The 22,960-nt window shown below is 62.5% G+C and carries 20 protein-coding genes; 9 read left to right on the top strand and 11 right to left on the bottom strand.

All coding sequences use genetic code 11. From position 1 onward, the window contains the following. Window positions 1-115: 115 nt before the first annotated feature. Both AC3EML_RS06655 and AC3EML_RS06650 read right to left on the bottom strand, forming a co-directional pair. Window positions 116-1,138 (bottom strand): glycosyltransferase family 2 protein, encoded by a 1,023-nt coding sequence (locus AC3EML_RS06655; RefSeq protein ID WP_023729642.1) that lies wholly within the window; start codon window positions 1,136-1,138, stop codon window positions 116-118. A 145-nt stretch (window positions 1,139-1,283) separates the two neighbouring features. After that, the gene (locus AC3EML_RS06650) at window positions 1,284-2,408 is read right to left on the bottom strand and encodes a nucleotidyltransferase family protein (RefSeq protein WP_352521762.1); all 1,125 of its coding nucleotides are present in this window, start codon (window positions 2,406-2,408) and stop codon (window positions 1,284-1,286) included. 478 nt (window positions 2,409-2,886) lie between these two features. Between AC3EML_RS06650 and AC3EML_RS06645 the strand changes: the two genes are divergently transcribed. The 6 genes from AC3EML_RS06645 (at window position 2,887) to AC3EML_RS06620 (ending at window position 8,600) form a co-directional block, all read left to right on the top strand. Continuing rightward, a complete protein-coding gene (locus AC3EML_RS06645; protein WP_023684233.1) occupies window positions 2,887-3,039 on the top strand; it encodes a lasso RiPP family leader peptide-containing protein in 153 nt (50 codons plus the stop codon). 162 nt (window positions 3,040-3,201) lie between these two features. Beyond that, the gene (locus tag AC3EML_RS06640) at window positions 3,202-3,471 is read left to right on the top strand and encodes a PqqD family protein (RefSeq protein WP_245259933.1); all 270 of its coding nucleotides are present in this window, start codon (window positions 3,202-3,204) and stop codon (window positions 3,469-3,471) included. Between the two features lie 25 nt (window positions 3,472-3,496). After that, entirely contained in the window at window positions 3,497-3,871 is a 375-nt protein-coding gene (locus tag AC3EML_RS06635) for a lasso peptide biosynthesis B2 protein (RefSeq protein WP_023702339.1), read from the top strand. Between the two features lie 3 nt (window positions 3,872-3,874). Next, complete coding sequence (locus AC3EML_RS06630) at window positions 3,875-5,791, top strand: lasso peptide isopeptide bond-forming cyclase (RefSeq protein ID WP_352521721.1); 1,917 nt, start codon at window positions 3,875-3,877, stop codon at window positions 5,789-5,791. Then, window positions 5,791-6,759, top strand: coding sequence for a phosphoenolpyruvate carboxykinase (ATP) (locus AC3EML_RS06625; protein WP_352521722.1), 969 nt, complete (start codon window positions 5,791-5,793; stop codon window positions 6,757-6,759). Before AC3EML_RS06630 ends, AC3EML_RS06625 begins: the two co-directional genes overlap by 1 nt. Window positions 6,760-6,764: 5 nt before the next feature. After that, on the top strand, window positions 6,765-8,600 hold the full coding sequence (locus AC3EML_RS06620) for an ABC transporter ATP-binding protein (protein WP_352521723.1): 1,836 nt from the start codon (window positions 6,765-6,767) through the stop codon (window positions 8,598-8,600). A 47-nt stretch (window positions 8,601-8,647) separates the two neighbouring features. Here AC3EML_RS06620 and AC3EML_RS06615 read toward each other — a convergent pair whose 3' ends face one another. Further along, entirely contained in the window at window positions 8,648-8,893 is a 246-nt protein-coding gene (locus tag AC3EML_RS06615; RefSeq protein ID WP_352521724.1) for an exopolysaccharide production repressor protein, read from the bottom strand. Between the two features lie 635 nt (window positions 8,894-9,528). On the opposite strand from AC3EML_RS06615, the gene AC3EML_RS06610 reads away from it, so the two are divergent. Together AC3EML_RS06610 and AC3EML_RS06605 are read left to right on the top strand one after the other, a co-directional pair. After that, entirely contained in the window at window positions 9,529-10,206 is a 678-nt protein-coding gene (locus AC3EML_RS06610) for a sugar transferase (RefSeq protein ID WP_023668816.1), read from the top strand. A gap of 218 nt (window positions 10,207-10,424) precedes the next feature. Continuing rightward, on the top strand, window positions 10,425-11,648 hold the full coding sequence (locus tag AC3EML_RS06605) for a polysaccharide biosynthesis/export family protein (protein ID WP_352521763.1): 1,224 nt from the start codon (window positions 10,425-10,427) through the stop codon (window positions 11,646-11,648). Between the two features lie 169 nt (window positions 11,649-11,817). Here the strand turns inward: AC3EML_RS06605 and AC3EML_RS06600 are convergent, their stop codons facing one another. From AC3EML_RS06600 to AC3EML_RS06580, 5 genes are all read right to left on the bottom strand, one after another. After that, window positions 11,818-13,155: an O-antigen ligase family protein gene (locus tag AC3EML_RS06600; RefSeq protein WP_023684240.1), complete on the bottom strand. Its 1,338-nt coding sequence runs from the start codon at window positions 13,153-13,155 to the stop codon at window positions 11,818-11,820. A 336-nt stretch (window positions 13,156-13,491) separates the two neighbouring features. Beyond that, window positions 13,492-14,319 carry an SDR family NAD(P)-dependent oxidoreductase gene (locus AC3EML_RS06595; RefSeq protein ID WP_023684241.1) on the bottom strand — a complete coding sequence of 276 codons (828 nt, stop codon included), beginning with the start codon at window positions 14,317-14,319 and terminating at the stop codon, window positions 13,492-13,494. Between the two features lie 101 nt (window positions 14,320-14,420). Further along, the gene (locus tag AC3EML_RS06590) at window positions 14,421-14,906 is read right to left on the bottom strand and encodes an acetone carboxylase subunit gamma (RefSeq protein WP_023729650.1); all 486 of its coding nucleotides are present in this window, start codon (window positions 14,904-14,906) and stop codon (window positions 14,421-14,423) included. Then, window positions 14,903-17,107, bottom strand: coding sequence for a hydantoinase B/oxoprolinase family protein (locus AC3EML_RS06585; protein WP_352521726.1), 2,205 nt, complete (start codon window positions 17,105-17,107; stop codon window positions 14,903-14,905). The genes AC3EML_RS06590 and AC3EML_RS06585 overlap by 4 nt, the downstream gene beginning before the upstream one ends. 12 nt (window positions 17,108-17,119) lie before the next feature. Continuing rightward, window positions 17,120-19,279, bottom strand: a complete 2,160-nt coding sequence (locus AC3EML_RS06580) for a hydantoinase/oxoprolinase family protein (protein ID WP_352521727.1) — start codon at window positions 19,277-19,279, stop codon at window positions 17,120-17,122. Window positions 19,280-19,389: 110 nt separating this feature from the next. Here AC3EML_RS06580 and AC3EML_RS06575 point away from each other — a divergent pair, with 110 nt between their 5' ends. Next, complete coding sequence (locus AC3EML_RS06575; RefSeq protein ID WP_352521728.1) at window positions 19,390-20,169, top strand: helix-turn-helix transcriptional regulator; 780 nt, start codon at window positions 19,390-19,392, stop codon at window positions 20,167-20,169. A gap of 19 nt (window positions 20,170-20,188) precedes the next feature. Here the strand turns inward: AC3EML_RS06575 and AC3EML_RS06570 are convergent, their stop codons facing one another. The 3 genes from AC3EML_RS06570 to AC3EML_RS06560 form a co-directional block, all read right to left on the bottom strand. Further along, the gene (locus tag AC3EML_RS06570; protein WP_023738080.1) at window positions 20,189-20,770 is read right to left on the bottom strand and encodes a DUF1349 domain-containing protein; all 582 of its coding nucleotides are present in this window, start codon (window positions 20,768-20,770) and stop codon (window positions 20,189-20,191) included. A gap of 15 nt (window positions 20,771-20,785) precedes the next feature. Further along, a complete protein-coding gene (locus AC3EML_RS06565; protein ID WP_023826483.1) occupies window positions 20,786-22,225 on the bottom strand; it encodes an aldehyde dehydrogenase family protein in 1,440 nt (479 codons plus the stop codon). 167 nt (window positions 22,226-22,392) lie between these two features. Further along, entirely contained in the window at window positions 22,393-22,878 is a 486-nt protein-coding gene (locus tag AC3EML_RS06560) for a hypothetical protein (RefSeq protein WP_023668827.1), read from the bottom strand. Window positions 22,879-22,960: the final 82 nt, after the last annotated feature.

Genomic DNA, 22,960 nt, shown 5'->3' with positions numbered 1-22,960 from the left:
CCAAAATTGCTGCACCGCAACATACAGTGCCATCGTCGGGGCGTGTAGGCAACCTCCGAGTTTCAGAAAGGCAATTTTTTCAGCCTTGCGGCCGCCGTCCCGGACCTGGCGGAGCCTACTTTTGCGCCGCCGTGCTGGTACCGGCCATGAGGAAGCGCAAGGGCGGCACCGGCTGCTGCCGCGGGGGCAGACCGGCGTGGCGAAACAACGCATCGAGCTTGTCGGCGGCCACGCCGACAACGATGGGAATGAGATTCGACTGGCTGGCCAGCGCGTAGGCGGCGGCAGACGCCATGCCGCGCTCGGCCTTCACATCGAGAAAATTGCGCAGCCGGTATTTGTCACGCACATGCCGCTCGTGCTTGCGCAGCAGGGCCTTGGAGCCTTCCGGCAGGCTGTCGATCTTGAGCAGTGCCAGATCCGCATCGGCGAGGCGCTTCAGATCCTGTGTCTTGTGGCGCCCGCTCAGCGAATCGGCGCGCACGATCGCGCCATAGCCGCAGGAACGGATGACCTTGAAGCGTGCGCCAAGGGCAAAGGCGCGGGCGTACAGTTCATAATCTTCGCCGAGACGCAGGTTCTCGTCGTAACGCAGCCCATGCCTGTCGAGGAAAGCTCTTGATATCACCGGCTTGAGAAAGCCGAGTTCGCCGCGCTGGACACGCCGTCTGGAGATGTTGCCCTCGATGAACCGCTCGAAGTCGAGGAATTCCGGGTCCGCCGAAAAGGACGGGGCGACGATCTTAGAGACGTCGGTCGCCGTATCGTCACGGATCAGCATGATGTTGTCGGCGGCGAAATCCCAGTCGGTGCTGGCAAACAGCTGGCGAAACCGTCCCTGAAGGAAGAAATCGTCGGCGTCGAGAATGCTGATGAAAGGCGATTTCGACCCGGCAATGGCGGCATTGCGGGCGAAGGACGGGCCGCGATTGACGTCGAGCCGGATGACCGAAAGCCGACCGCTGCCATCGTCGGCAGCGCTGGCCACTTTTGCGGTGTCGTCGGTGGAGGCGTCGTCGACGACAACGACTTCCGCCACCTCCGGCTCGCGCAGCGCCGAGGCGATGGCTGCGGGAATGGTCCGGGCCGCGTTGCGCGCCGCGATGATCACGCAGACCCGGGATTCTGTCATGGACATAGGATGGCCTTTCGATTGCGTAAAGTGTCGCGAGGCCCCTCGCCCTCCCGGCGCGCGGCGCCGGACCCCGATCCATCCTCCCATGATCCATCCCCAGCGGATCGGGACGGAACGTTTTCTGCCTGCTGCATGACGACCCTCATCGTCACCGGCTTTCCCGCTCGAAAATCCGCCGGCTGAGGTCGGCTGACGCGGCCCAGCCGGCCTCGGTCAGATAGCGGACAGGTTCGCGGCCGCACAATTCCCACAAAACGGTGCGCCGTTGCGGCCATCTGAGCGACGACAGCCACGGCGCGATGACCATGTGGAACAGGTCTTCATTGCCGATGCGTGACAGGATCCTGGTGGCCCGATCCGACAGCAGCGTGCCGGCGCCACCAAGCAGCACATCGGCGGCGCGCAGGCCCAGCAGCAGGGTGTCGGCCAGCCGCTGCTCGGCCGCGTAGTCGAGCACAGTCTGCTGCTCGGCCTCGCTCAGCCGACTGGCAGCGGCCCGGATATCGCAGACATAGCCCGCGCATGGCTCGCGGTTGAACAGCGCCTTTGCGACACTGATGCAGGACAGAAGCAAAGTGTCGGAGGCCGAGATGAACGGCACGCTGGAGCCGGCGATCGCAAGCGCGCGCTTGCGGCGCAGGAACCCTTCCGTATCGCGCGGGCTGGGCGATCCCGGCTGCTGGAGCCGGTAATGGAGATCGACGGTGGACAATTTCCGACCTTGGCTGCGAACCATGTGCTGCTCGCCCAGAAAGCGCACCCACCAGACGGAGCGGGACTTGCCGGCGACCTCGTAGCCGATCGAGCGCAGCGCATCGCGAGCCCTAAAGAAGCCGGCCGGCGACACCAATATGTCAACATCTCCGGACGGCTTCATGAAATGGTCGCCATAGAGCAGTTGCTGCTGGAGGGGCCCCTTCAGGAACACGAAATCGATGCCGCTGCCGCGCAGCGCCTTGTCGATGGCCATCGAATCCATGATGCCGGACGAGTTCATCGCAATCGTGCGCCGGCGATAAGTGTCGAGCCACTCGAGCAATCCCGGCGGCGTCTCGCCCGCCGGTGGGCGCGACAGCGCCTTCAGCATGAAGGTGGCGACCTTGTTCAGCCTGGCGATGTCGCAAACATCGGCAACGGAGATGGCCGGTGCAGGCGCGGCGCTGGGGCTCGCCCCGGAGGCGAAGAACAGCCGCAGGCACGCCTGCACATAGGCCACTTCGTCGGCGCAGCCAGCGGCGCGCAACCTTTGGAAGGTCCCTTCCTGCAAGGCCATCTGCTGCAGCATCTCCGCAAAAAATTCGCCAGGCGCGTTATATTGCAAGTGCGAAGCAAAGCATCGCCAAATTCATGCGCCGCGTCCAGTTTTTCCTTTGGCGCCAATTTCCTGCAACCTGAACGTTTCGCAACACAGTCCTAGATGCAAGGCGCCGCCTGATCGGGGCTTGTGACGGGTACGTCAGCAACAATTTTGTGGGAATGCGCCAGCGCCCAAGTGAAGAGCATTCGAAGGAAAATTTAACGTAATTAAATCAGATACTTAGTTGATGGCCTCGGACACTCTGCTGAATTCTCCTGGGATGTGAAAATGCAAAGCGCTTTGATCACCATTGAAGGGAGTCGCAACCGAGAATTGATTAACGGCTGGTAAATCAGGCTTGACTCATAAATGCTGCCATGCAGCTATTGCGGTGCAGCAATAGCTCGCTGCCGGCAATCGACAGGCCGCTTCCAGTCCACAAGTGGAGAGTAAATTGGAACAGAATGTTGAAAAGCATGAGTACGAAACCCCTAGCCTGACGGTCCACGGCTCGATCGAGACCATCACGCAAGGCGGTAGCGGTACTACGGCACTCGACGCCTCGTTTCCGGCACATACGCCGGTCGGCGAACTCACCTTCTCCTGAGTATTCTCTCGTTGGGGTGACAAAGTCCGGACTCTGCAAACAGAGCGCACTAAGGAGAGTCGGGGGTCAAACCCCGGCTCTCGCGTCTTTGTCCGGAATTGCCGAAGCGTTGGTTGTGAGCGAGGTTTAGGAATGGACTGGAACCCCACGGACCATGATCGGATGAGCGCGAGCAAGGATGCCGTGGCCTGCGAATTCGGCAACGGCCTGGCGCTGCTCGATATGAGGTCCAACATCTATTACAGCCTGAACAGCGTCGGCGCCTATATCTGGGAGCTGATCCAGGAGCCGCGGCCGATTTCCGAAATCCGCAGCGCCGTGCTGGATCGCTACAATGTCGATCCGGAACGCTGCAAGGCCGATGTCGATGGATTGTTGAAGGGCTTGGCGGACGCCGGGCTTGCGAGGCTCCATGATGAGGAACTTGTCTAGAGCTTTCTCACTTAGCGGGCCGGAGATGCTCTTTCTCGCCCACTGCCTTGCGGTGGTCGTGGCGGTGCGGCTGGGGCTGACGCTGCTTTCCTACAACAAAGTGCGCCGCATGGTGACCCGGCTCGACGCGCGCGAACCAGCCGACATCGGCGATCTCAGGCGTGTCGCCTGGGGCGTGGCTGCGGCTGCCCGCCTGGTGCCTGGCGCAAGCTGTCTGACCCAAGCGCTTTCCGGCCAATATTTGCTTGCCCGCCAGGGCAACGCCTCAAAAATCCGCATCGGCATCGAGCGCGATACCGGCACCGAGTTGAAGGCGCATGCCTGGCTGGTCAGCGGCGACCATATCGTGCTCGGCGGCTCGCTTGGCGGGTTTAACCATCTCGTCGACCACGGCCAGTGAGCGATGAGCGGCGTCGCCGGAATTCTGCTGAGGCAGGAAGGCAGGCAGGCCGCCGCGGCCGACATCCAGCGCATGCTTGCCCGCATGCAGCATCGCGCGCCTGACGGCAGTTCGTGGTGGATCGACGAGGGCGTCGTTCTTGGCCACGCCTGGCTCAACACCACCGATGAAGCCGGCCCCGGCCCGCTGACCATGGCCGGCGGCAAGCTCGCAATCACCGCGGATTGCCGGCTGGACAACCGCGACGAACTCTTGGCCAGGCTCGGCATCCGGGACAATTCGGTTGCCGACGCCGTGCTTGTGATGCGCGCCTATCTGCGCTGGGGCGAAGCCTGTCCCGAATATCTGCAGGGCGACTTCGCCTTTGCCATCTGGGACGCCGAGCGCCAGAAGCTGTTTTGCGTGCGCGATCATTTCGGCGTCAAACCCTTCTACTACCATTCGAGCGACCGGCGTTTCGTCTTTGCTTCCGAGATCGGGCCGATCCTCGATGTCGGCGGCGTCGACATGCGCATCAGCGAACACCAGATTTCCGGCTTCCTCGCCGGGCTGCCCGACGATCCGCAATCGACTGCCTATGCCGATATCTTCCGCCTGCCGGCGCGCCATAGCCTGACGGTGACCGGGAACCAGGTGGTGTTGCGCCGCTACTGGCAGATCGAACCGTCGCCAAGACCGATGCGGGCGGACACGGCCGAGGAATTCCGCCATCTGTTCTCGCAATCGGTCCGCAACCGCATGCGCGGCACGCCTGCGGTCGGGGCGATGCTGAGCGGAGGCCTCGATTCCTCCTCGATCGCCTGCGTGGCGGGCCTGCAGAATGCCGCCCAGCAAAGACCGAGGCTGCCGACCTTCTCGCTGGTGTTCGAAAAGGGCTCGCCGATGGATGAGCGTCCGTTCATCGAGGCGGTGCTGGGCCAGCAGAAGGTCGACGGCACTTTGATTTCCGTCGGCGACTACGCGCCCTTCGCGGAATTCGAACGCATTCTGGAGGAGCAGGAAGAAACGTTCCTGGCCCCCGGCCTGTCGCTGACCCGCGACATCTACAGGACGGCCGGCGCCAAGGGCATGAAGGTGCTGCTGGACGGCCATGGTGGCGACGAGGTGGTTTCGCAAGGCCACGGCCATCTGCACGAACTCGCCGATGCCGGCAAATGGATGGAGCTGTGGCGTGAGCTGCGCAGCGCTTCCAACACTTATGGCGACGGCATGCTCGGCCTTTACTACAAGTTCCTGACCCTCTACGGGCCTGCCTGGCGCGTCGCGAGAATCAAGCGGTTCGCGAACCGCGTGCTTGGCAAATTGCGGCGCCATCCCACTGGGCGGCCGGCGACGAGCTGGCGCGGCCTGATCAATCCGGACCTGGCGATGCGCACCGACCTCGTCGAACGGTTCCGCAGGGCCGGCTATATGCCGCCCGCGGTCAGCGCCAGCGAGACCTTGACCCATCGCTGGCTGCTGTCGAACGGCATGGTGCCGCACGCCTTCGAGGTACTCGACAAGGCGGCGGCGAATTTCGGCGTCGAGCCGCGCTACCCCTTCTGGGACAAGCCTCTGGTCGAGTTCTGCCTGACACTGCCCGGCGCGGAAAAGCTGAACCAGGGCTTTGGCCGCTCGGTGCTGCGCCGCGCCATGGAAGGAATTTTGCCGCCGGCAGTGCAGTGGCGGCGCGACAAGATCGATTTCACCTCGAACCTGGTCAAAGGCATGCTCGGCAATCACCGCGATCTCCTGGACAAGGTGCTGGTGAAAGATGCGGCGCGGATCGCCCCTTACGTCAACCTGCCTGAGGTGACCGCCGCCTATGGCCGCATTTCCAGCCAACCCGAGGCCGCCACCTTGCCCGATGTCCAGTATGTATGGCGTTCGATTTCGCTATCGTTGTGGCTGCGGCAGGTGCAACAGCGCGGGAGCCCCTGATGATGCCGGCCAACATGCCCCTTGCCGCTGATGAGCGCCATGCAATTGCTGCTCGCGCACAGCACTTCTACAAAGCCTATGGGCTGACGATCGCTTCGCAGATCGAACTGCCTGAGCTAGAGCCGAGCGCGCCGGCGGCGGTCGATGTGCTGATCACGGTCGGCCTGATCGACCTGCCAAAACCCTCGCCCGAGACCGGAACTGCTTTCCGTTTCGAGCCGCGGCAGCAATATCTGGCTTGGCGGACGGTCGGCGCCTTCCTGATCACCGATGCCTGCCGCATCGAGGTGGAGCCGGCGCCTAATGTCGACGACGCGCTGCTGGCGTTTCCGCTGCTCGGTCCGGTCATGGCACTGCTCCTGCACCAGCGCGGCCTGCTCATCCTGCACGCCAGCGCCATTGCCGTCGGCGGCAAGAGCGCTGTTTTCATGGGCGACAAGGGCGCCGGGAAATCGACGACCGCGAGCGCGATGATCCGCGCCGGCCATCGCTTGCTGACCGACGATGTCGTGGCGCTCGATCTCACGGACCGGCCGATGATCGTTCCGGGTTTTCCGCAGCTGAAACTCGCCGCCGATGCGGTCGCCGCGTTTCCCATCCGCCAGGCAGAAATACGCCCGCAGGTGCATGCGGCGATCGACAAGATGCAGCATCGCCTGCACGCCGGATTTGCGGCAGACGCGGTGCCGGCGACCCGGATCTATATCCTCGAGCGCAGCGACAAAGCAGCGATCACGCCGCTGCCAGGCATCGGCGCCCTGCCGGCCATCATCAAATTTTCCTATGTGACGCGTTTCGGCCGTCCAGCCCTGGTCGGCGATTTTGCCACGACACATCTTCGCCAATGCGCGGCCCTGGCCAGCCAGATCGGCGTCTGTCGCCTCGAAGTGCCCACCGGGCTCGACCGTATCGGCGAAGCCGTCGCCCTGATCGAAAACGATCTGGCGGCCGACAAAGGGCCGCGGTGACTGACATGTCCGCATCGCAGATCCTGCGCTTTTCGTTTTACCGCGATGTCGCCGGTTTCGGCGCCGCCATGGCCCGGATCGGCGGGCGCAGGACCTTCACGGCATTGCTGTTCCTGATCCTGGGAAGCCTGACCGAAGGCATCTCGATCCTGCTTCTGGTGCCGCTGCTGCATCTGGTCGGGCGACCCGAGCAGAATTTCGCGGTCAGGTTGCCTGACCGCGACTGGGTGCGCTGGCTGGCTCCGGACGGAACGCTGCAATTGACCACGGTGCTTTGCCTGCTGGTCGGGCTTGTCGCGCTGCAGGCAGCGTTCAACCGCTATAAATCCGTCTACATGGCGCGACTGCTGCTCGACTTCATCAATCGCCTGCGCATGAACCTGTTCGAGAGCATCGGCAAGGCGCGGTGGGGGATATTCGCGCGCATGCGCAGCTCCGATCTCGACCATGCGCTGACCGGCGATATCGACCGCGTGCAGTCGGCGGCGTTCTCGCTACTGATGCTGGTGCAGATCGCCGTGCTTCTGGCGGGTTATCTCGTTGTCTCGCTGTTCATTTCGCCAGTGATGACGGCGTTTGCCATTGTCGTCGGCATCGTCACCTTCCTGGCACTGCAGCCGTTTCGGGCACGAGCCAGCGCCTTCGGCCGGGTCTTGACCAGCAATCGCCAGGAGCAGTACCGAACGGTCTCGGAGTTCCTCGGCGGCATCAAGGTGGCCAAGAGCCTGAATGTCGAGGCGACCTATTACGCGCAGCTTCGCGCGACGCTGGAGAAGATGAAGGCCGACAACATCAACTATGTGCGCAACAGCACCATCGGCACCGCGCTGTTCCAGGTCGCCAGCGTCATTGGTCTGAGCCTGTTCATCTATGTCGCCCTGGTCCGCTTCAACCTCTCACTGGCCGAGATCGTAGTCTTGCTTCTGGTGTTCATGCGCATCGCGCCGCGTTTCATGGACATGCAGATGCAGGCGCAGCAGGTGCTGATCAATCTGCCGGCCTATGCCTCGATGCGCGACATGCAGGCGCGTTTCGATGCCGAGCGCGAGCCGGCAAACCTCGAATCGGATGCCAAGCTGTCGCTCGATGTCGGGCTCAACATCCGCAATGTCTCCTTTGCCTATGAGGCCGGCGGCAAGCCGGTGGTGAGCGATGTGACCTTTGGCCTTCCCGCCGGCAAGGTAACGGCGCTGATCGGTCCGTCAGGATCGGGCAAGAGCACGCTTGCCGACATGCTGCTTGGCCTGCTCGAACCGAGCGAGGGCAAGATCCTGGCCGATGGCGTCGAGATCGGCGCCGCCAACCGCCGGCGCTGGCGCGACCAGGTGGCGTATGTGCCGCAAGACGTGTTCCTGCTGCACGATACGATCGCCGCCAATCTGCGCCTTGCCGCGCCGCAAGCCACTGACGCGGAGCTGTGGACTGCACTGCGCGCTGCGCATGGCGCCGACTTCGTCGAGCGGCTGGAGTTGCGGCTCGACACGGTGGTCGGCGACCGCGGCGTCCGGCTCTCGGGCGGCGAACGCCAGCGCATCGCGCTGGCGCGCGCGCTGCTGCGCAAACCTTCGCTGCTCATTCTCGACGAGGCGACCAGCGCGCTCGACTGGCAGAACCAATCCCTGATCGCCAAGTCGATCGACGGCTTGCGCGGATCGATGACGATCCTGACCATTGCGCACAGGCCATCGATGATCGCCTTCGCCGACTGGGTGGTTGCAGTCGAAAACGGACGAATCGTCGAAGTCGGGCAATATCAGAGGTTGAAAGCGAAGGCCGGCAGCCGCCTGTCGAAAATGCTTTCAGGCGAGCAATCGGAACCCGAGCCGGCCGAAGCAGACTGAGTCCGGCTGCAAGATGATCCGAGGCCGACCTTGCGGCTTCAGACTGCTCAATGCACGCTGCGCCTCGCCGAGAGCTTCTCGCCTTCAACCGCCTTGTCGGCGCCGAGGCTTCTTTCGGCGTCGCGAGCCCTGTCGGCCGATGTCGGCGCGCTCCTGGCGATCATAACATACACCAGCAGGAAATAACCGACTTGGATGAGGACAGCGCAGCCGATGACGCGAAGCACCGTTGTGGTGACCGTCGCGCCGTCGACATAGGACCACACGACCACGATCGCGAGGGCGAAAACCATTCCAATGACGAATTTTGGTAATGACATGTTCGGCGGCCCGTCAACCGGCCCGAGCATGCAAAAGCGATGACTTACCCACCCGAGTATCTCCCCATTCGCCATGCGAGCTTATTTAGCTGCTCTTTTTCGGCCGGTTGCTTCCGGCCTTCCCAACCCATCCAGACTCTATCAGGAATAATTTGCGACTCTATTAAGGCGCGAAACTGACGGCAAGGGCAACCTGCAATAATTTTCGGCTTGGCGGCGGCTTGGACTCCGCCATGCTGCGATGCACACGCAGGGGTGGTGACCTAACTCGTCATGCGCTTTATACTACAGTAGAATCTACAACGTTGAATTAGTATTTTACTTGATTAATTTAGCAAAGCCAGTGATTCGAAAATCAGTTAAAGCCGTTCCCTCTGCGGCAAAGGACGATTTGCCCAAAACCCGCCGAAAAAATGCATTACTTTCCCTACGGTTGCTAATTATTCGTCACAAACCCGCCATAAAGGGCAAAATTTGGGCAAGGAGGGTTTATTATTTAGTCAATTCCTGACGTGACTATTTCAGCCATATGGGAAATTGTGTGTTGCGCTGCAGCATTTTTTTGGTATCGTGGCATAAACCATCCGTTCAACGTATGGAGCTTTTGCATGAGGGACGTTGCCAAGTCGGCCAATGCGGCATTTTCGCATGTCGGCGTAGATTTTCCGCCACCCATCGGCGGGCTGCTGAAGCGCAGTTTCGATATTTTCGGTTCACTTGTCGGCCTGGTGGCGCTTAGCCCGCTGTTCCTGATGGTGGCCCTTCTGGTCAAGCTTTCCGACGGCGGCTCGATCTTCTACGGCCACAAGCGCATCGGACGCGGTGGGCGGATTTTCCCCTGCCTCAAGTTCCGCACCATGGTCGAAGACGGCGAACGTGTGCTGGCCGCCTATCTCGCGGCCAATCCGGAAGCCAACGCCGAATGGATCGCGACCCGCAAGCTGAAGAACGATCCGCGCGTCACCCGCGTCGGCGCCGTTCTGCGCAAGCTCAGCCTCGACGAGCTGCCGCAGATCATCAACATCCTGCAGGGCGACATGAGCCTTGTCGGGCCTCGCCCGGTGGTGCGCGACGAGCTTGAGATCTACGGCAGCGCCGCGGTCTATTATTTGAAGTCGCGGCCGGGCCTGACCGGGCTCTGGCAGGTCAGCGGACGCAACGATGTCTCCTATGACAGTCGCGTCGCGTTCGACCGTCACTATGTCGAGAACTGGTCGCTGTTCGAAGACGTTCGCATCATCCTCAAGACCGTGCCTGCGGTGTGGATGTCGCGCGGTTCCTACTGACCGACCGCAACTGGTCAGCAATCGGGCCGGTACGGCCCGAAGCCAATCCGGTCCAAAGCTATTCGGCGATGGGCCGGTCTCGCATTGCAGCCATAGTATTCTGCCAGGTTCCGAAGGAGGCACTCGGCAGCAGGCCTATCGGGCGGATGGGGCCAAAACGGATCGGAAACGTTCAGTTGAAAACAGACATATCAGCGTATTTTCGCCTTGCCGGCCCGATGCGGCCGGCACGGCTCGTCGCCACGTGCCTCGCTCTGTCGCTCGCGGTTCCGGCCATGGCCGACGAGTACCGGCTCGGCTCGCAGGACAAGCTCAACATCCGCGTCGCCGAGTGGCAGACGGTGGAAGGCACGTTCCGTGACTGGTCGGCGGTAAACGGCGAATATTCGGTCGGTCCAGCCGGCAATTTGTCGGTGCCGTTCGTCGGCGAACTGCCGGCCGCCGGCAAGACCACGTCGGAGGTTGCGACCGCGATCAGCGTCGCCCTGCAGCGCAAGCTTGCCTTGTCGGACAAGCCGGAAGCCTCGGTGGATATGGTGCAGTTCCGGCCGTTCTACATCTCGGGCGAGATCCAGACGCCTGGCCAGTTTCCCTATGTGCCGGAGCTGACCGTGCTCAAGGCGATCAGCATCGCCGGCGGCATCCGGCGCAACGCCGATTTCGGCACCCAGCTCGGCAAGGATCTGATCACCGCCAAGGGCAATTTCGACATTTATGACGACCAGCGCGTGCGGTTGATCGTCAAGCGTGCCCGCATCGATGCCGATCTCGCCGGCAAGGAGAGTTTCGAGGCGCCTAAGGAAGTCGAGGGCGACCCGCGCCTGGCGACAATCGTCGCCGACGAAATGCAGATCCTGATCTCCGACCAGAAAGCGTTGAAGCTGAAGCTGCAGGCGCTTGACGATCTGAAAGGGGTCCTGCAGTCCGAAATCGAGGCGCTGCAGAAAAAGATCGTCAACCAGCAAAAGCAGGTCGACCTGGCGCAGCAGCAGGCGGACAGTATCGGTCCGCTGGCGCAAAAGGGCTTGGTCGCCAACGCACGCCTGCTTTCCTCGCAACAGTCGGTCACCGATCTGCAGGGCAAGATCCTGGACTATGAGACGGCGATCCTCACCGCCAAGCAGTCGGTCAGCAAGGCGACGCAGGATGCCATCGATGCCCAGAACACGTTGAACTCGAGACTTGCCGCCGACCGGCAGCAGGTCGAAGCAGACCTCAACGAAGCCGCACTCAGGGTCAACATGCAACAGGGCCTGATGGCCCAGGCATCGGACCCGGCCACGACCGCCGCCATCACAAACCACAATGAAGAGCCGGCGCTCATCTATTCGCTGGTGCGCGTGACGGACGGCAAGACCAGCGAGATCGACGCCAAGGAAGATACGCCGGTGCTGCCGGGCGACGTCATCAAGGTGAAGCTGGCGCCGACGGCCAGCCAGTAGGCTGTGGGACTACGTCGCGATCCAGCGCTTTCTATCCATCCAGAGCAAAGAATTCCAATCTCCGTCAGGCCCGCCTGGCGGAGATTTTGCTATGTGCGATTTTAGGCCGCGAACCGATACGGCGCGCTGCTTTGAAGGAATTCACGCGGATGTCGCTGCTCCAAAGCCGCTATGCAGTTTTGGGTGACACGCATGGGCTTGCTTGATCGGCGGCCGGACGGCCGGCATGCCCGGGCCAGGCTGGTTCGCCCCTTGCCGCCTCCGCCGGCTCGAAGGCCGGCGACCAGCGCGTGCGGGTGACCGGCAGCCGCGCCAGCTTGAAGTAGCTGAAATACATCAGGAACGAGCCCATGATGTAAGGGTTGAGGATCTCGACCTCGACGAAGGAGCGGATGAGCAGCAGCACCATCACGCCGAAGAGCACCACCGATTCGGCCTGCCATGCCTTGAAGATCACCGTCGAAACGTGACCATAAAGCGTGCGCAGCAAGATCAGCGACACCATTATCGCGCCGGTGAAGCCGAGCTCGACAAGCGCCTCGACATAGGTGTTGTGGAAATGGAAGCCGGTGCGAGTGGTGATGTAGAATTCGTTCCACAGCCGCTCGGCTTCGGCAAAGCCCTGCACCCAATAGGCGGCATAACCGACGCCGAGGATCGGCGAGCGCTGCGCAGCGTTCCAGCCCTGCTCCCAAAGATATGTCCGCCCGGTGAGTGTCGAATCCTTACCAAAGAGGCCAAGCACGAAGTCCATGAGCCCGAGATTGAGCGCAACAACGGCCACCACGACGACCAGACCAGCGCCGACCACGAAGATCACCCGGCGATAGCGCCGCGACAAAAGCTTGGTCATAGCAAGAAGCGCAATCAGCGCCAGGACCGCCGGTATCGAGGCCATCGAGGTGGCGGAATGCGAGACCACCAGCACAAAGGCCGACAACAGCACCACAGGCACCGTTAGTATGAAGCTCAGCCGCCCACGCCGCAGGAAAGTAAGAAAAACGACGGAGAAATAGATGCCAAGCGAGCCGACGAAGCCGACCTGGTTCTTGGAGGCGAAGGCGCCGACGAAGTTGTAGGTGCCGTCAAGCACGTCCTCGGAATAAGCCCCGACCTTGAGCGAATAGAGCAGGACGAAGAATATCCCGATCAGGGCGCCGAGCGTCAGGGTGCGTACGCTGACGGTGCGCGCCGCGACATAGGCGCAGGCAATGTGGGAAAAGTACTGGACCGCGGTTCTGGCGGTGATGCCGGGCGCCTGCGACCAGAAGACGGAGAAGCAGACATAGGCCGCGAACAGCAACGGCAGCCAGGCGCTAGACAACTGCCGCAGGAAGCGCCGGTAGTCGACGAGGATAAGCGGAAGCCAGACGGCGTAGTAGGCCAGGATCAGCACCTGGCCGAAAATGACGGAATAGGAGAACGCCCAGACCGATACGGCCACTGCAAAGGCGCCATAGACCGAGTTCTTCTCGGGGTCGACCAGCAGGGCCTTTGGAATTTTCATCTCAGAGTCCCGGCGACGCGGCCCAAGGTCGGCAAGCCAGACCGGCCGCAAGCCAGCCGGCATGTCCGCAAACAGGGGCGTGCAATAAACGGCATCTCCATTGTGCAGTGCAATATAACCTATCGCACGCCATGCTCAATGGCAAATCCGGTCACCTTGTCTTACATCGGAGCCGTTCACCGTTTTGCGGGAACGACGAACTGCTCTAACCCTTTGTTTTGATGCAATTCCTGTTGGAACCCGTTCACACTTTTCGTGGAATTGCTCCAGCGAACAGGGAGAGGTCAGCCGGTAGCCCACCCAGCACGGCAGCTCTGATCAGGCGAGGAGAACACACTACCACAGCGCCCCGCCGGTGATCTGGATGTTTTCCATGGTGATGCCCTTGGCCAGATCCGAACACAGGAACACGGCTAGAGCCGCGATTTCCTGCGGCTGCAGCATGCGCTGCTGGGGATTGCCCTTGGCGATCTCGGCCATCGCTTCCTCGGCGGTTCTGCCCTTGCCCTCACGCTCGACGACCTGCGCCACGTTGCGGCGCATCAGTTCGGTCTCGACCCAGGTCGGGCTGATCATGACGCAGGTGACACCGTGCGCGGCGCCTTCCAGCGCCACGCAGCGGGTAAGGCCGAGCAGCCCGGCCTTCGAGGCGCAGTAGGCCGGGTTGTCCTTCCAGCCGACGGAAGCCGCCGTCGAGCCGATGTTGACGATACGGCCCCAGCCGCGCTCGATCATGCCGGGCAGCACAGCTCGGGTGACGCGGAACGCTCCGCTGAGATTGGTGTCGACGATCTTGTCCCACAGCGCGTCGGAATGGCCGCAGACCGGCTGTTCTGCGGTGGTGCCCGCGGCATTGACCAGTATGTCGGCCGGGCCGATGGCGGCCTGCGCGTCGGCTGCAAACCGGTTGGTCACCTCGCTGTCGCGGACATCGAGATGGGCGGCACAAACCCTGGTGCCGTGTGCCGACAGGGCCAACCGCACGCGCTCGAGTTCATCGGCGCCGGGATAGTAGGCGGCGTCGGATCTGTCGGCGCCGGCGGGCGCGATGTAGGAGCCGACGGCGACATTGGCGCCGGCTTGCGCCAGGGCCGTAGCAATGGCGAAACCCATGCCGGAAAACCCGCCGGTGACGATGGCGCTGCGGCCGGAAAGGTCTGTCATGGTGGGCAGTCTCCGATGCGACGTACGATGCGTTTATTCATAGTCCGTCGCCGGCTAGGAGCGCTACCTTGCCGGCAACGCGGCCGTAACATCGAGTTTCGCTAAAGCGGTTTGCCCAGCCACTCGCGGTAGAAGCCTTCGAGATCGGGTTCGAAATCATGCACGATCGGATAGCCGGGTGCTGCCGCCTCGACCTCGTGCATGGTGCCGCATTGCGGGCAGATGAATTCGCGGATTTCCATCCATTGCGGATCGGGGATATCGCTGTTGGGATAGATCTCGCGCAGCGCTGCCTCGGTGTTGCGCACGTTGATCGCGGCCTTGAGCTTCCAGTTCTTGCGGTAGTCGCCGAAGGAGTGGCCGCATTCGCAACGGGTGATGCGCTCGTCGCCGCTCTGGCAGATGAACAGGTGATCCGAGACCGGCAGCAGGATCGGGTCCTTCCAGGTGACACGGTCCTGATAGACGGCGAGCATCTTGAAGAAGCGGTCGTCGTCCTTGTAGGCGCTCATGATGCGCTTTGTCTGAGGCCAGGGGAGCTTGCCGGCTGAGAGATCGCCGAGGACTTCCTTGCTGTACGAGGTCATGGCTTTGCTCCCGGCATGAAGATCGATCTGGCGTCGACGGTCCAGAAATCGCTGAAATCCCTGGTGAAGCGCGACGACAGCTTGATCGCGCTGGCATACATTTTCTTCACCTCGGGCGCGAAGTCGGCCTTCTCGACACGGCCGTGTTCGGCAGCGATCCAGTCGGAAACCGGGATCGCCTTGGCCAGACGCTCTCTGCGCATGGCGGCACGACGTTCGACGGTGGCGTCGATATCGGCAACCGGATAACCCTCGGCGTCGTCCTTCAGCACGATGCCGAAAATCTGGATCGCCGCCTGGCGGGTGAGAAAACCGTTCTCGACATCCCAGGCGGTCTTGACCGGATCGCGCTCCAGCACGTCGCCGTAACCGCCGCCACCATTGTAGGAATGGCTGAAGATGTCCCCCGACTTGTGCGGCGAGGTGATGTAGGGGCCTTCGACCACGGCATGGTCGCCGCCGATGTTCTTCTCGTAGTCGGAGACATGCGGATCGATACCTGGGGCATGCGCGAGCGGTTCGCCTTTTGCCGCCAGTTCATGGATGTTGGAATTGCGTACCGCGCGATGCTTCTGGCAGGTCGGCGCGGGATAGCCGCCACACATGCCGCCATTGTCGAATACCCGCGAGGAGTGTTCCGAGGTGTGCAGTCGCAGGTGCGAGGTCTTGTTGATCAGCCAGGTCGAGACGAAGGAACAGCCGCCGCGATATTTGCCGGCGCCCCCTGAATTGGGGACGATCGAGCGGCCGATATAGACCATCGGCATCGATTGTTCCCAGACCTCGATGTTGCCCATGTCGGATTCCGGATTCCAGCCGACATAGGCGGTGTCGAGGCCATCGGCGATGGCCAGCGCGCCGGAGCCGGCGGCGGCGCATTCGAAATGCGCCATGCCGAACGGCGTACCGTACTGGCTTTCGCCGCCCATCTCGATCATCGGGCTGTTGACCTGGCCAACGAAGGCTTCCTCGACGAAGCCGCGCGCGACGAAGCCGCGCGACAAAAGGCGCTGGAACACGCCATAGGCCGGCAGCAGCAGCGCCCAGGATGTGGCGGTCGCCACCATCTCATTGTCGGGGTTGGTCCAGGTGCCGGGCGGCAGCTTCAGCTCGGTCGCCATCCAGGCGCCGTCATTGACCAGGCCCTCGAAATTCATGTGCTGGGTCAAGGTGACGAACATGCCTCCATCCATGCCGGCCGGCGTGCAGTTCATCGAATGGTAGCCCCAGGGCTGCGTGCCCTCGAAGTCCATGGTGATCTTGCCGTCGGTGGTGATCTCCATCTCGATCGGGATGTTGTAGAGCCAGTCGGGATCGCCAAGCAGCTGGAAGCCGGGCTTGCCCGTCGTGACATGGCCGTAGAAGGTGTGGCCACGATAAATGCCGGGCACGGTGAGCTGGCGGGTGCGGGCGAGCTGGGCGCGACGGCCCTCCTCGATGAACTCCTTCGACACCTTCATCCAGTAGTCGAGGCCGATCTCGGAGATCAGCTGCTTGACGCTTTCGCGCATGTCGATGCAGGAGGCGACCTTGGCCTTCTCGTCGAGCACCCAGTAGATCGGCATGCGTAGATTGCGCTCGCAGCGGATGACGTAGTCGCGGCGGATCTCGTCATTCTCGCCGATCTTCTCGGCGCAGACGAACAGGCCTTCGGTGAAGCGCTCCTGCGCCAGGCAGACGTCGCCGCCGGGCGTGATGCCGCCGGCTTCGAGCTCGTGGCAGACCGCACCGGCCCAGCCGACCAGCGTGCCTTCATGGAAGATCGGCACCACGTCCATGACGTCGGGCACCTGCACGGTGCCGATGAAGGCATCGTTGTTGGCAAAGATGTCGCCTTCGCGGATCTTCGGGTTTTCCTCGTAATTGTTCTTGATCATCCATTTGATGAAGCGGCTCATCGTGTGGACGTGGACCATGATGCCGTTGGACAGCGCGATCGCATCGCCCTCGGGCGTATAGATCGCCACCACCATTTCGCCGACTTCGCGCACGCCGGGCGAGGCCGAGATGCGGCGGGCCATTTCGCGGGCCGAGACGCAATAGGCGCGCAGCTTGGTGTGCAGCGTCTCGAATTTCAGCGGGTCCTGGTTGCGTAGCGTGAGCTCGGTGATGCCGTCATAGCAGCCGGTCTCTTCCATCAGCCGTTCTGAATCGAGCAGCCGTTCGCGAAGGCGCAGGGCCGAGGCAGGTCTGTCCAACATGGCGGTGCCCTTTCAAGAATGGGTGTAATGCAGCAGCGTCCACTCATCGACGTGGACACGGTCCTGCGGATGAACAACGAGCGTGGTGGCGGGATGTTCGATGATGGCCGGACCAATCACCTCATGGCCGGGCTGCAGTAGGTCCATCTCGTAGAGATTGGCCTTGTGCCAGCGTCCCCCGATATAGGCCTCGCGCACGCCCTTGTGCGCTGCTGCCGGGGCCGACTTGCCGAGCGGGCGCTTCAAGAGCACCGGCTTGACCTTGTCGGCGGTGGCGATCAATCCGAGCTCGGTGATGGTGAAGCCGGCTTCGCCATAGCGCGAAACGCGATGGTTGACCTTGGCGTAGACCGCCTCGAACTCGTCGATGACCCTGCGCATGTCGTCAGCCGAATTGACCTCGGCAAGCGGTGCCATGACCTCGACATCCTCGAGCTGGCCGGTGTAGCGCATCATCAGGAACGGCACGGTCTTGATCTTGTCTCTGATATGGCCGTCGCTGATCATCTCGTCGACCGCCGCCTTGGTGAGATCATTCCAGACGTCGGTGACCTTCTTGCCGAAAGCGAGCAGCTCGTCATCGCTTGCGCGGGCGCCGATGTCGTGCTGCGTCGAGACCGAATGCCGACGCATGAAATCGGCGGTGGTGCAGCCGAAGGCCGAGAAGGCGGCGGCAAACTGGAAGGTGATGATGTCCTTGAAGCCGATGCCCCTGGAGCAGCCGGCCAGATGCAGCGGACCCGAGCCGCCATAGGACAGCAGCGTGAATTCCGAGGGATGGATGCCCTGGCCGGAAATGACCCGGCGCAGCGCGTTGTTGGCATCGGCTTCCAGCATGTCGATCATGCCTTCGGCAGCCTCCTCGACCCCGACGCCAAGGATGCTGGAGCATTTTTCCTCAAACGCTTTGCGCGCCTTCTCGACGTGCAAGACGACCTTGCCGCCGAGGAAATAATAGGGGTTGAGGCGCCCGAGGATGGCGTCGCAATCGGCGATGGTGGGTTCGGTGCCGCCCTTGGCAAAGCAGATGGGGCCGGGATCGGATCCGGCACTTTCCGGCCCGAGCGAGACCTTCTTGGTCAGCGGGTCGACCTTGAGGATCATGCCGGCGCCGGCGCCGATCGTGTCGAGATGCAGCGTCGGCACGTTGAGCTTGAAACGGTCCATCAGCGGCTCGTTCTCGATCCGCGTCTGGCCGCGCGAGATGACGCCCATGTCGAAGGAGGTGCCGCCCATGTCCGAGCAGATCAGGGAGTCGTTGCCGATGAGCTTGCCGACATAGGCCGCGCCGAGAATACCGCCGATCGGGCCCGAAATCATGGTTTCGTGCAGGCGCGGATGGTTGATTGAGGTCAGGCCGCCAAAGGACAGCAGCGTCTGCACGCCGTATTTGAAGCCGTATTTTTTCGAAACGTCCTCGATACCCCTAAGCTGCTTGCGGCCGCGCGACGTCGCGTAGGCTTCGATCAGCACCGAGTTCAGCCGCGACTGTTCGCGGATGACCGGGCGGACCTCGTGGCTGGTGTAGATGAGGATGTCGGCGCCGGCTTTCAGCACCTCCTCGCGGCATATCTCGGCGATGCGCTTTTCGTGCACGGGATTGACGTGCGAGAAGATGGTCATGATGCAGACCGCCTCGACCTTGTCGGCAATCAGCTTCCTGGCCGCAATCGCGACTTCATGCTCGTAGAGCGGCAGCACGATGTCGCCGAACTGGTCGATGCGCTCGGTGACGCCATGGGTGCGACGGCGCGGCACCAGCGGATCGGGATGATGGTGGGTCACCGCATGCAGCCGGTCGGCATAGGAATAGTCGGCCCAGGCCTGCAGGCCGCGACCCATCAGGATCATGTCTTCCAGACCCTTGGTGGTGATCAGGCCAAGCCGGCGCCCGGTGCGCGACAACAGTGTGTTGAGCATGCCGGTGCCGGAATAGAGCACGACGTTGACGCCGGAGAACAGCTGCTCCAGCGAGATGCCCCAGGCGTCGGCCGCGTCTTCGGCCGATGCGAGGAAGCCTTCGGCCTCGTTCTTCGGCGTGGTTGCCGACTTGCCGATCTTGAAGTGGCCGTCCTGGTCGACAAGGATCGTGTCGGTCATGGTGCCGCCGGCGTCGATGCCGATGACGATTGGATTGCCGACGATGGGGCTGGTGAGGTTGGGTTGGGTCACGGTCGCCTCAGGATTGCTGTAGGATGGCTCAAGCTAGATTCCTTGGGCGGCCTTGCGCCATATGCCAAAAGACACAATGTCCGCCGGACCGGGATAGCCGAGAAAAGGGCATGCGCATGGGCAATATCTGGGGGCCGCTCGCCAGGGCGATTGCCGCCACCGGTACGGACAGGCATGTCGACTGCCTGATCGACCTGATCGGCGCCGATATCGAGCACGATCTCGTCACCGTGACCCGATATTCGGCGACGCAGACGCCGGAATTCATCAAGCACCGGCGCTTCTCCGACGAGATGGTCCGGCGCTATCTCGACAATTACTACGTCTTCGACCCGTTCTATGCCTCGTGGCGGCGTGAACGCCGGCTGGGCATCCTGCCGCTGAAGCGGCTTGCCGACGACGAAGCCAAACGCGGCCAGTACATAGCCGGCTTCCTGGCGCAGTCGGAGATCTGCGACGAGGTCGGCATCATGCTGGCCGATGGCGGCGACTGGTGCCTCGGCATCTTCCTCGACCGCTCGACCTCCACCTTCAAGGAGAGCGAAATCGCCGTGCTGGACGAGCGGCTGCCGGTGTTCGAGGCCTTGCATGCGCTCGACATCAAGGCGCGCGGCACCGAGTTCTCCCGCACATCGGCGCCGACCGGCCCCGGCGCCTCGCCCCGGCAAGAGCCGACCATTCCTGCGAGCCTGTGGCCGGAACTGTCGCTGCGCGAGCGGGAATTGGTTCAGTTGATCCTGGCGGGACATCCGACCGCCAACATCGCGGAACGGCTCGGCATCGCCGTCGGCACGGTGAAGAACCACCGCCGCCGCATCTACGAGAAGCTCGACATAACCACCGAACGGGAGCTGTTTTTGCAGTTCTTCCAGCATCGGGCAGACGGTTAGTCCGCCATCGATATGGCCGTCAGTCGTGCAATTGCCTGGAAATCGGCGGGCCGACAGTAAAGCCGGAGAATGTTACCTCAAACCCTTCGCGCTGCGGCGAGCAGCACATCATGCCGACATCGACGGATTTGGAGATCGGGAAATAAGCCAGCCGCACCGGCTTCCACTTGCCATCGGTGGTATCAAGATATTGGATGCGGATCGCCTCGGCATGGCGGGTCAGCCGGATGCGCACGCCGTCGGGGCCGGTGGGAATGCTGAGCAGCGACCAGTCCGAGGTGTCGTTGGTGACCACCACCGAAAAGTAAGCCAGCCCGTCGGTGTATTCGATGCCGGCCTTGATCCAGTGCGTTTCACTCAGCCGCAGCATCAGCCCGGCCTGGTCGTAGAGCACCTTGTAGTCGCCCTTGACCGTGACTTCGGCGCTGAAGTCACCCTCGACCGGCCGATACAGGAAATGGCCATTGTCACGCCAGAAACCGTAGAAGGTTTCGCGCCAGAAGTCGGTTTCCCCGGCGGTGCGCACATGCACGATGCCATCGCCGAAGGCATGGTGCGGCGGCGGGTTGAGCCAGGTCAGGTCCTCTTTCGCCGCTGCCATCGGGTCACCCGTCGATCAGCCGGCGAATGTATAGGCTGTCTTCACCGTGGTGTAGAACTCCGCGGCATAGCGGCCCTGCTCGCGCGGGCCGTAGCTCGATCCCTTTCGGCCACCGAACGGGACGTGGAAATCGACGCCGGCGGTCGGCAGATTGACCATCACCATGCCGGCCTCGGAATTGCGCCGGAAATGCGTGGCATGCTTGAGGCTAGAGGTGCATATCCCGGAGGTCAGGCCGAAGGGCGTGTCGTTGGCAACCGCAAGCGCCTCGTCATAGTCCTTGACGCGAATGACGTTGGCTACCGGGCCGAAGATTTCTTCCCGCGAAATGCGCATGGCGTTGGTGCTCTCGGTAAACAGCGCCGGCCGGAGATAGAAGCCGGGCGTTTCGCGATCGAGTCGCTCGCCGCCGAAAGCGAGGTTGGCGCCTTCCTGGCTGCCGATGGCGATATAGTCCTCGTCCTGCTTCAGCTGGCTCGCATCGACGACCGGCCCGATCTGCGTCTTTGCATCGAGCGCATCGCCGATGACGAGCTTTTCCAGTCGCTCCTTGAGCGCGGCGACGAAGCGGTCGTGAATGCCTTCGGTCACCACCAGCCGGGAAGAGGCCGTGCAACGCTGGCCGGTCGAGAAATAGGCGCCGTTGATGGCGCACTCGACAGCCGTGGCGAGGTCGGCGTCGTCGAGCACGACCATCGGGTTCTTGCCGCCCATTTCGAGCTGGAACTTGCGCATGTGCTCGACGCTTGCCGCAGCCACACGTTTGCCGGTGCCGACCGAGCCGGTGAAGGTGATGGCGTTGAGGTCGGGGCTGTCAAGCATGGCTTGGCCGACCACCGAGCCCTTGCCCATGACCAGGTTAAGCACGCCTTTCGGCAAGCCGGCGCGGTGCAGGATGTCGACGATGGTCCAGGCGCTTTCAGGGACGAGTTCGGCCGGCTTGAAGACGATGGTGTTGCCGTGCGCGAGCGCCGGCGCGATCTTCCAGGTGGGAATGGCGATCGGGAAATTCCATGGCGTGATGATGCCGACGACACCGACAGCTTCACGGGTGATCTCGACGCCGACGCCGGGCCGAACGCTGGGTACCAGTTCGCCCGACAGGCGCAGCGTCTCGCCGGCGAAGAAATCGAAGATCTGGGCGGCGCGGATGGTCTCGCCAATGCCTTCGGCCAGCGTCTTGCCCTCTTCGCGCGACAGCGCGCGGCCGATCTCTTCCTTGCGCGCCATGATCTCGTCCGACGCCTTTTTCAGCACGGCATGGCGAACCAGCGGCGCCGAACGCGACCAGGCCGGGAAAGCAGCCTTGGCCGCCGCGATGGCCTGCTTGGCCTGTTCGGCACCGGCCGAGGCATATTCGCCAACGACATCGCCGGTATCGGACGGGTTGATGTTGCGCGAGCCGGCTTCGCCCACCCACTCGCCATCGATCAGATTTTTACGAAACAGGGTCATGTCGCGGTTTCCTTGTATTGGTTCGCTGGGGGTGCCGTATGCCTGAATCATTTATCAGACAAATGACGACACTGTGAGGCCTGACGTCTAGCTGCGGACTGGATAGCCGATGGCGCGCTGCTGTGAAAGCCGCGACCTCAAAACGGACGATATGAAGCAGGCCGCTGTCAGCTCGGAAAAGTCCAGAACAGGCAAGCCAGCGTTGCCGCGGCGAAGATGACGAAGAACAGGCTTCTGAGCAGGATGTTACGGCGCAGCTCGTTCATGGTGAAATGACAGCCGACGATTGCCGCGGCAAACAGAAAGCGCCAGTTGAGCAGCGCCCATAACACACTGCTCTGGCCGAAGGCCCAGCGGGCGACGAGGCAGCCGACAATGGTCGCGAACAAGGCGATCACCGCCCAGAACAGCGCGTCCGCCGCATGGGTGAGCACGATGCCGGCGGCGCGGATCGGCAGGATCATCATCAGCATGGCGCTGAAGAAATAGACGGCGGCGAGCGGCAGGAACGAGCCAGCATCGGCGATGCCGTCCAGCCGCCGGACCCCGATCGCGCCATAGGGATAGCCGTGCCGGGCAACCGCCAGGCTGAGCGCCATGAGCAATGCGGTGAACACCGCGACCAGTGCGAATGTGGAGAGAGCCTTGCTCATGCCGTTCCTTGTTCTGATGCCCGATCCGGGCCGAATCACAAGGAGCGATTTTAGCGCACGGTCCTGAATTGCGCGTCAGCTT

This window comes from Mesorhizobium sp. P170090, assembly GCF_057786115.1.
This window is presented reverse-complemented; position numbering and strand designations above follow the sequence as displayed.

What these genes read in the sequence shown, in the direction of transcription:
- AC3EML_RS06655 (WP_023729642.1), bottom strand. Translation starts at nt 1,138, where the DNA reads ATGTCCATGACAGAATCCCGGGTCTGCGTGATCATCGCGGCGCGCAAC.
- AC3EML_RS06650 (WP_352521762.1), bottom strand. Translation starts at nt 2,408, where the DNA reads ATGGCCTTGCAGGAAGGGACCTTCCAAAGGTTGCGCGCCGCTGGCTGC.
- AC3EML_RS06640 (WP_245259933.1), top strand. Translation starts at nt 3,202, where the DNA reads ATGAGCGCGAGCAAGGATGCCGTGGCCTGCGAATTCGGCAACGGCCTG.
- AC3EML_RS06635 (WP_023702339.1), top strand. Translation starts at nt 3,497, where the DNA reads ATGCTCTTTCTCGCCCACTGCCTTGCGGTGGTCGTGGCGGTGCGGCTG.
- AC3EML_RS06630 (WP_352521721.1), top strand. Translation starts at nt 3,875, where the DNA reads ATGAGCGGCGTCGCCGGAATTCTGCTGAGGCAGGAAGGCAGGCAGGCC.
- AC3EML_RS06625 (WP_352521722.1), top strand. Translation starts at nt 5,791, where the DNA reads ATGATGCCGGCCAACATGCCCCTTGCCGCTGATGAGCGCCATGCAATT.
- AC3EML_RS06620 (WP_352521723.1), top strand. Translation starts at nt 6,765, where the DNA reads ATGTCCGCATCGCAGATCCTGCGCTTTTCGTTTTACCGCGATGTCGCC.
- AC3EML_RS06615 (WP_352521724.1), bottom strand. Translation starts at nt 8,893, where the DNA reads ATGGTTTTCGCCCTCGCGATCGTGGTCGTGTGGTCCTATGTCGACGGC.
- AC3EML_RS06610 (WP_023668816.1), top strand. Translation starts at nt 9,529, where the DNA reads ATGAGGGACGTTGCCAAGTCGGCCAATGCGGCATTTTCGCATGTCGGC.
- AC3EML_RS06605 (WP_352521763.1), top strand. Translation starts at nt 10,425, where the DNA reads ATGCGGCCGGCACGGCTCGTCGCCACGTGCCTCGCTCTGTCGCTCGCG.
- AC3EML_RS06600 (WP_023684240.1), bottom strand. Translation starts at nt 13,155, where the DNA reads ATGAAAATTCCAAAGGCCCTGCTGGTCGACCCCGAGAAGAACTCGGTC.
- AC3EML_RS06595 (WP_023684241.1), bottom strand. Translation starts at nt 14,319, where the DNA reads ATGACAGACCTTTCCGGCCGCAGCGCCATCGTCACCGGCGGGTTTTCC.
- AC3EML_RS06590 (WP_023729650.1), bottom strand. Translation starts at nt 14,906, where the DNA reads ATGACCTCGTACAGCAAGGAAGTCCTCGGCGATCTCTCAGCCGGCAAG.
- AC3EML_RS06585 (WP_352521726.1), bottom strand. Translation starts at nt 17,107, where the DNA reads ATGTTGGACAGACCTGCCTCGGCCCTGCGCCTTCGCGAACGGCTGCTC.
- AC3EML_RS06575 (WP_352521728.1), top strand. Translation starts at nt 19,390, where the DNA reads ATGCGCATGGGCAATATCTGGGGGCCGCTCGCCAGGGCGATTGCCGCC.
- AC3EML_RS06570 (WP_023738080.1), bottom strand. Translation starts at nt 20,770, where the DNA reads ATGGCAGCGGCGAAAGAGGACCTGACCTGGCTCAACCCGCCGCCGCAC.
- AC3EML_RS06565 (WP_023826483.1), bottom strand. Translation starts at nt 22,225, where the DNA reads ATGACCCTGTTTCGTAAAAATCTGATCGATGGCGAGTGGGTGGGCGAA.
- AC3EML_RS06560 (WP_023668827.1), bottom strand. Translation starts at nt 22,878, where the DNA reads ATGAGCAAGGCTCTCTCCACATTCGCACTGGTCGCGGTGTTCACCGCA.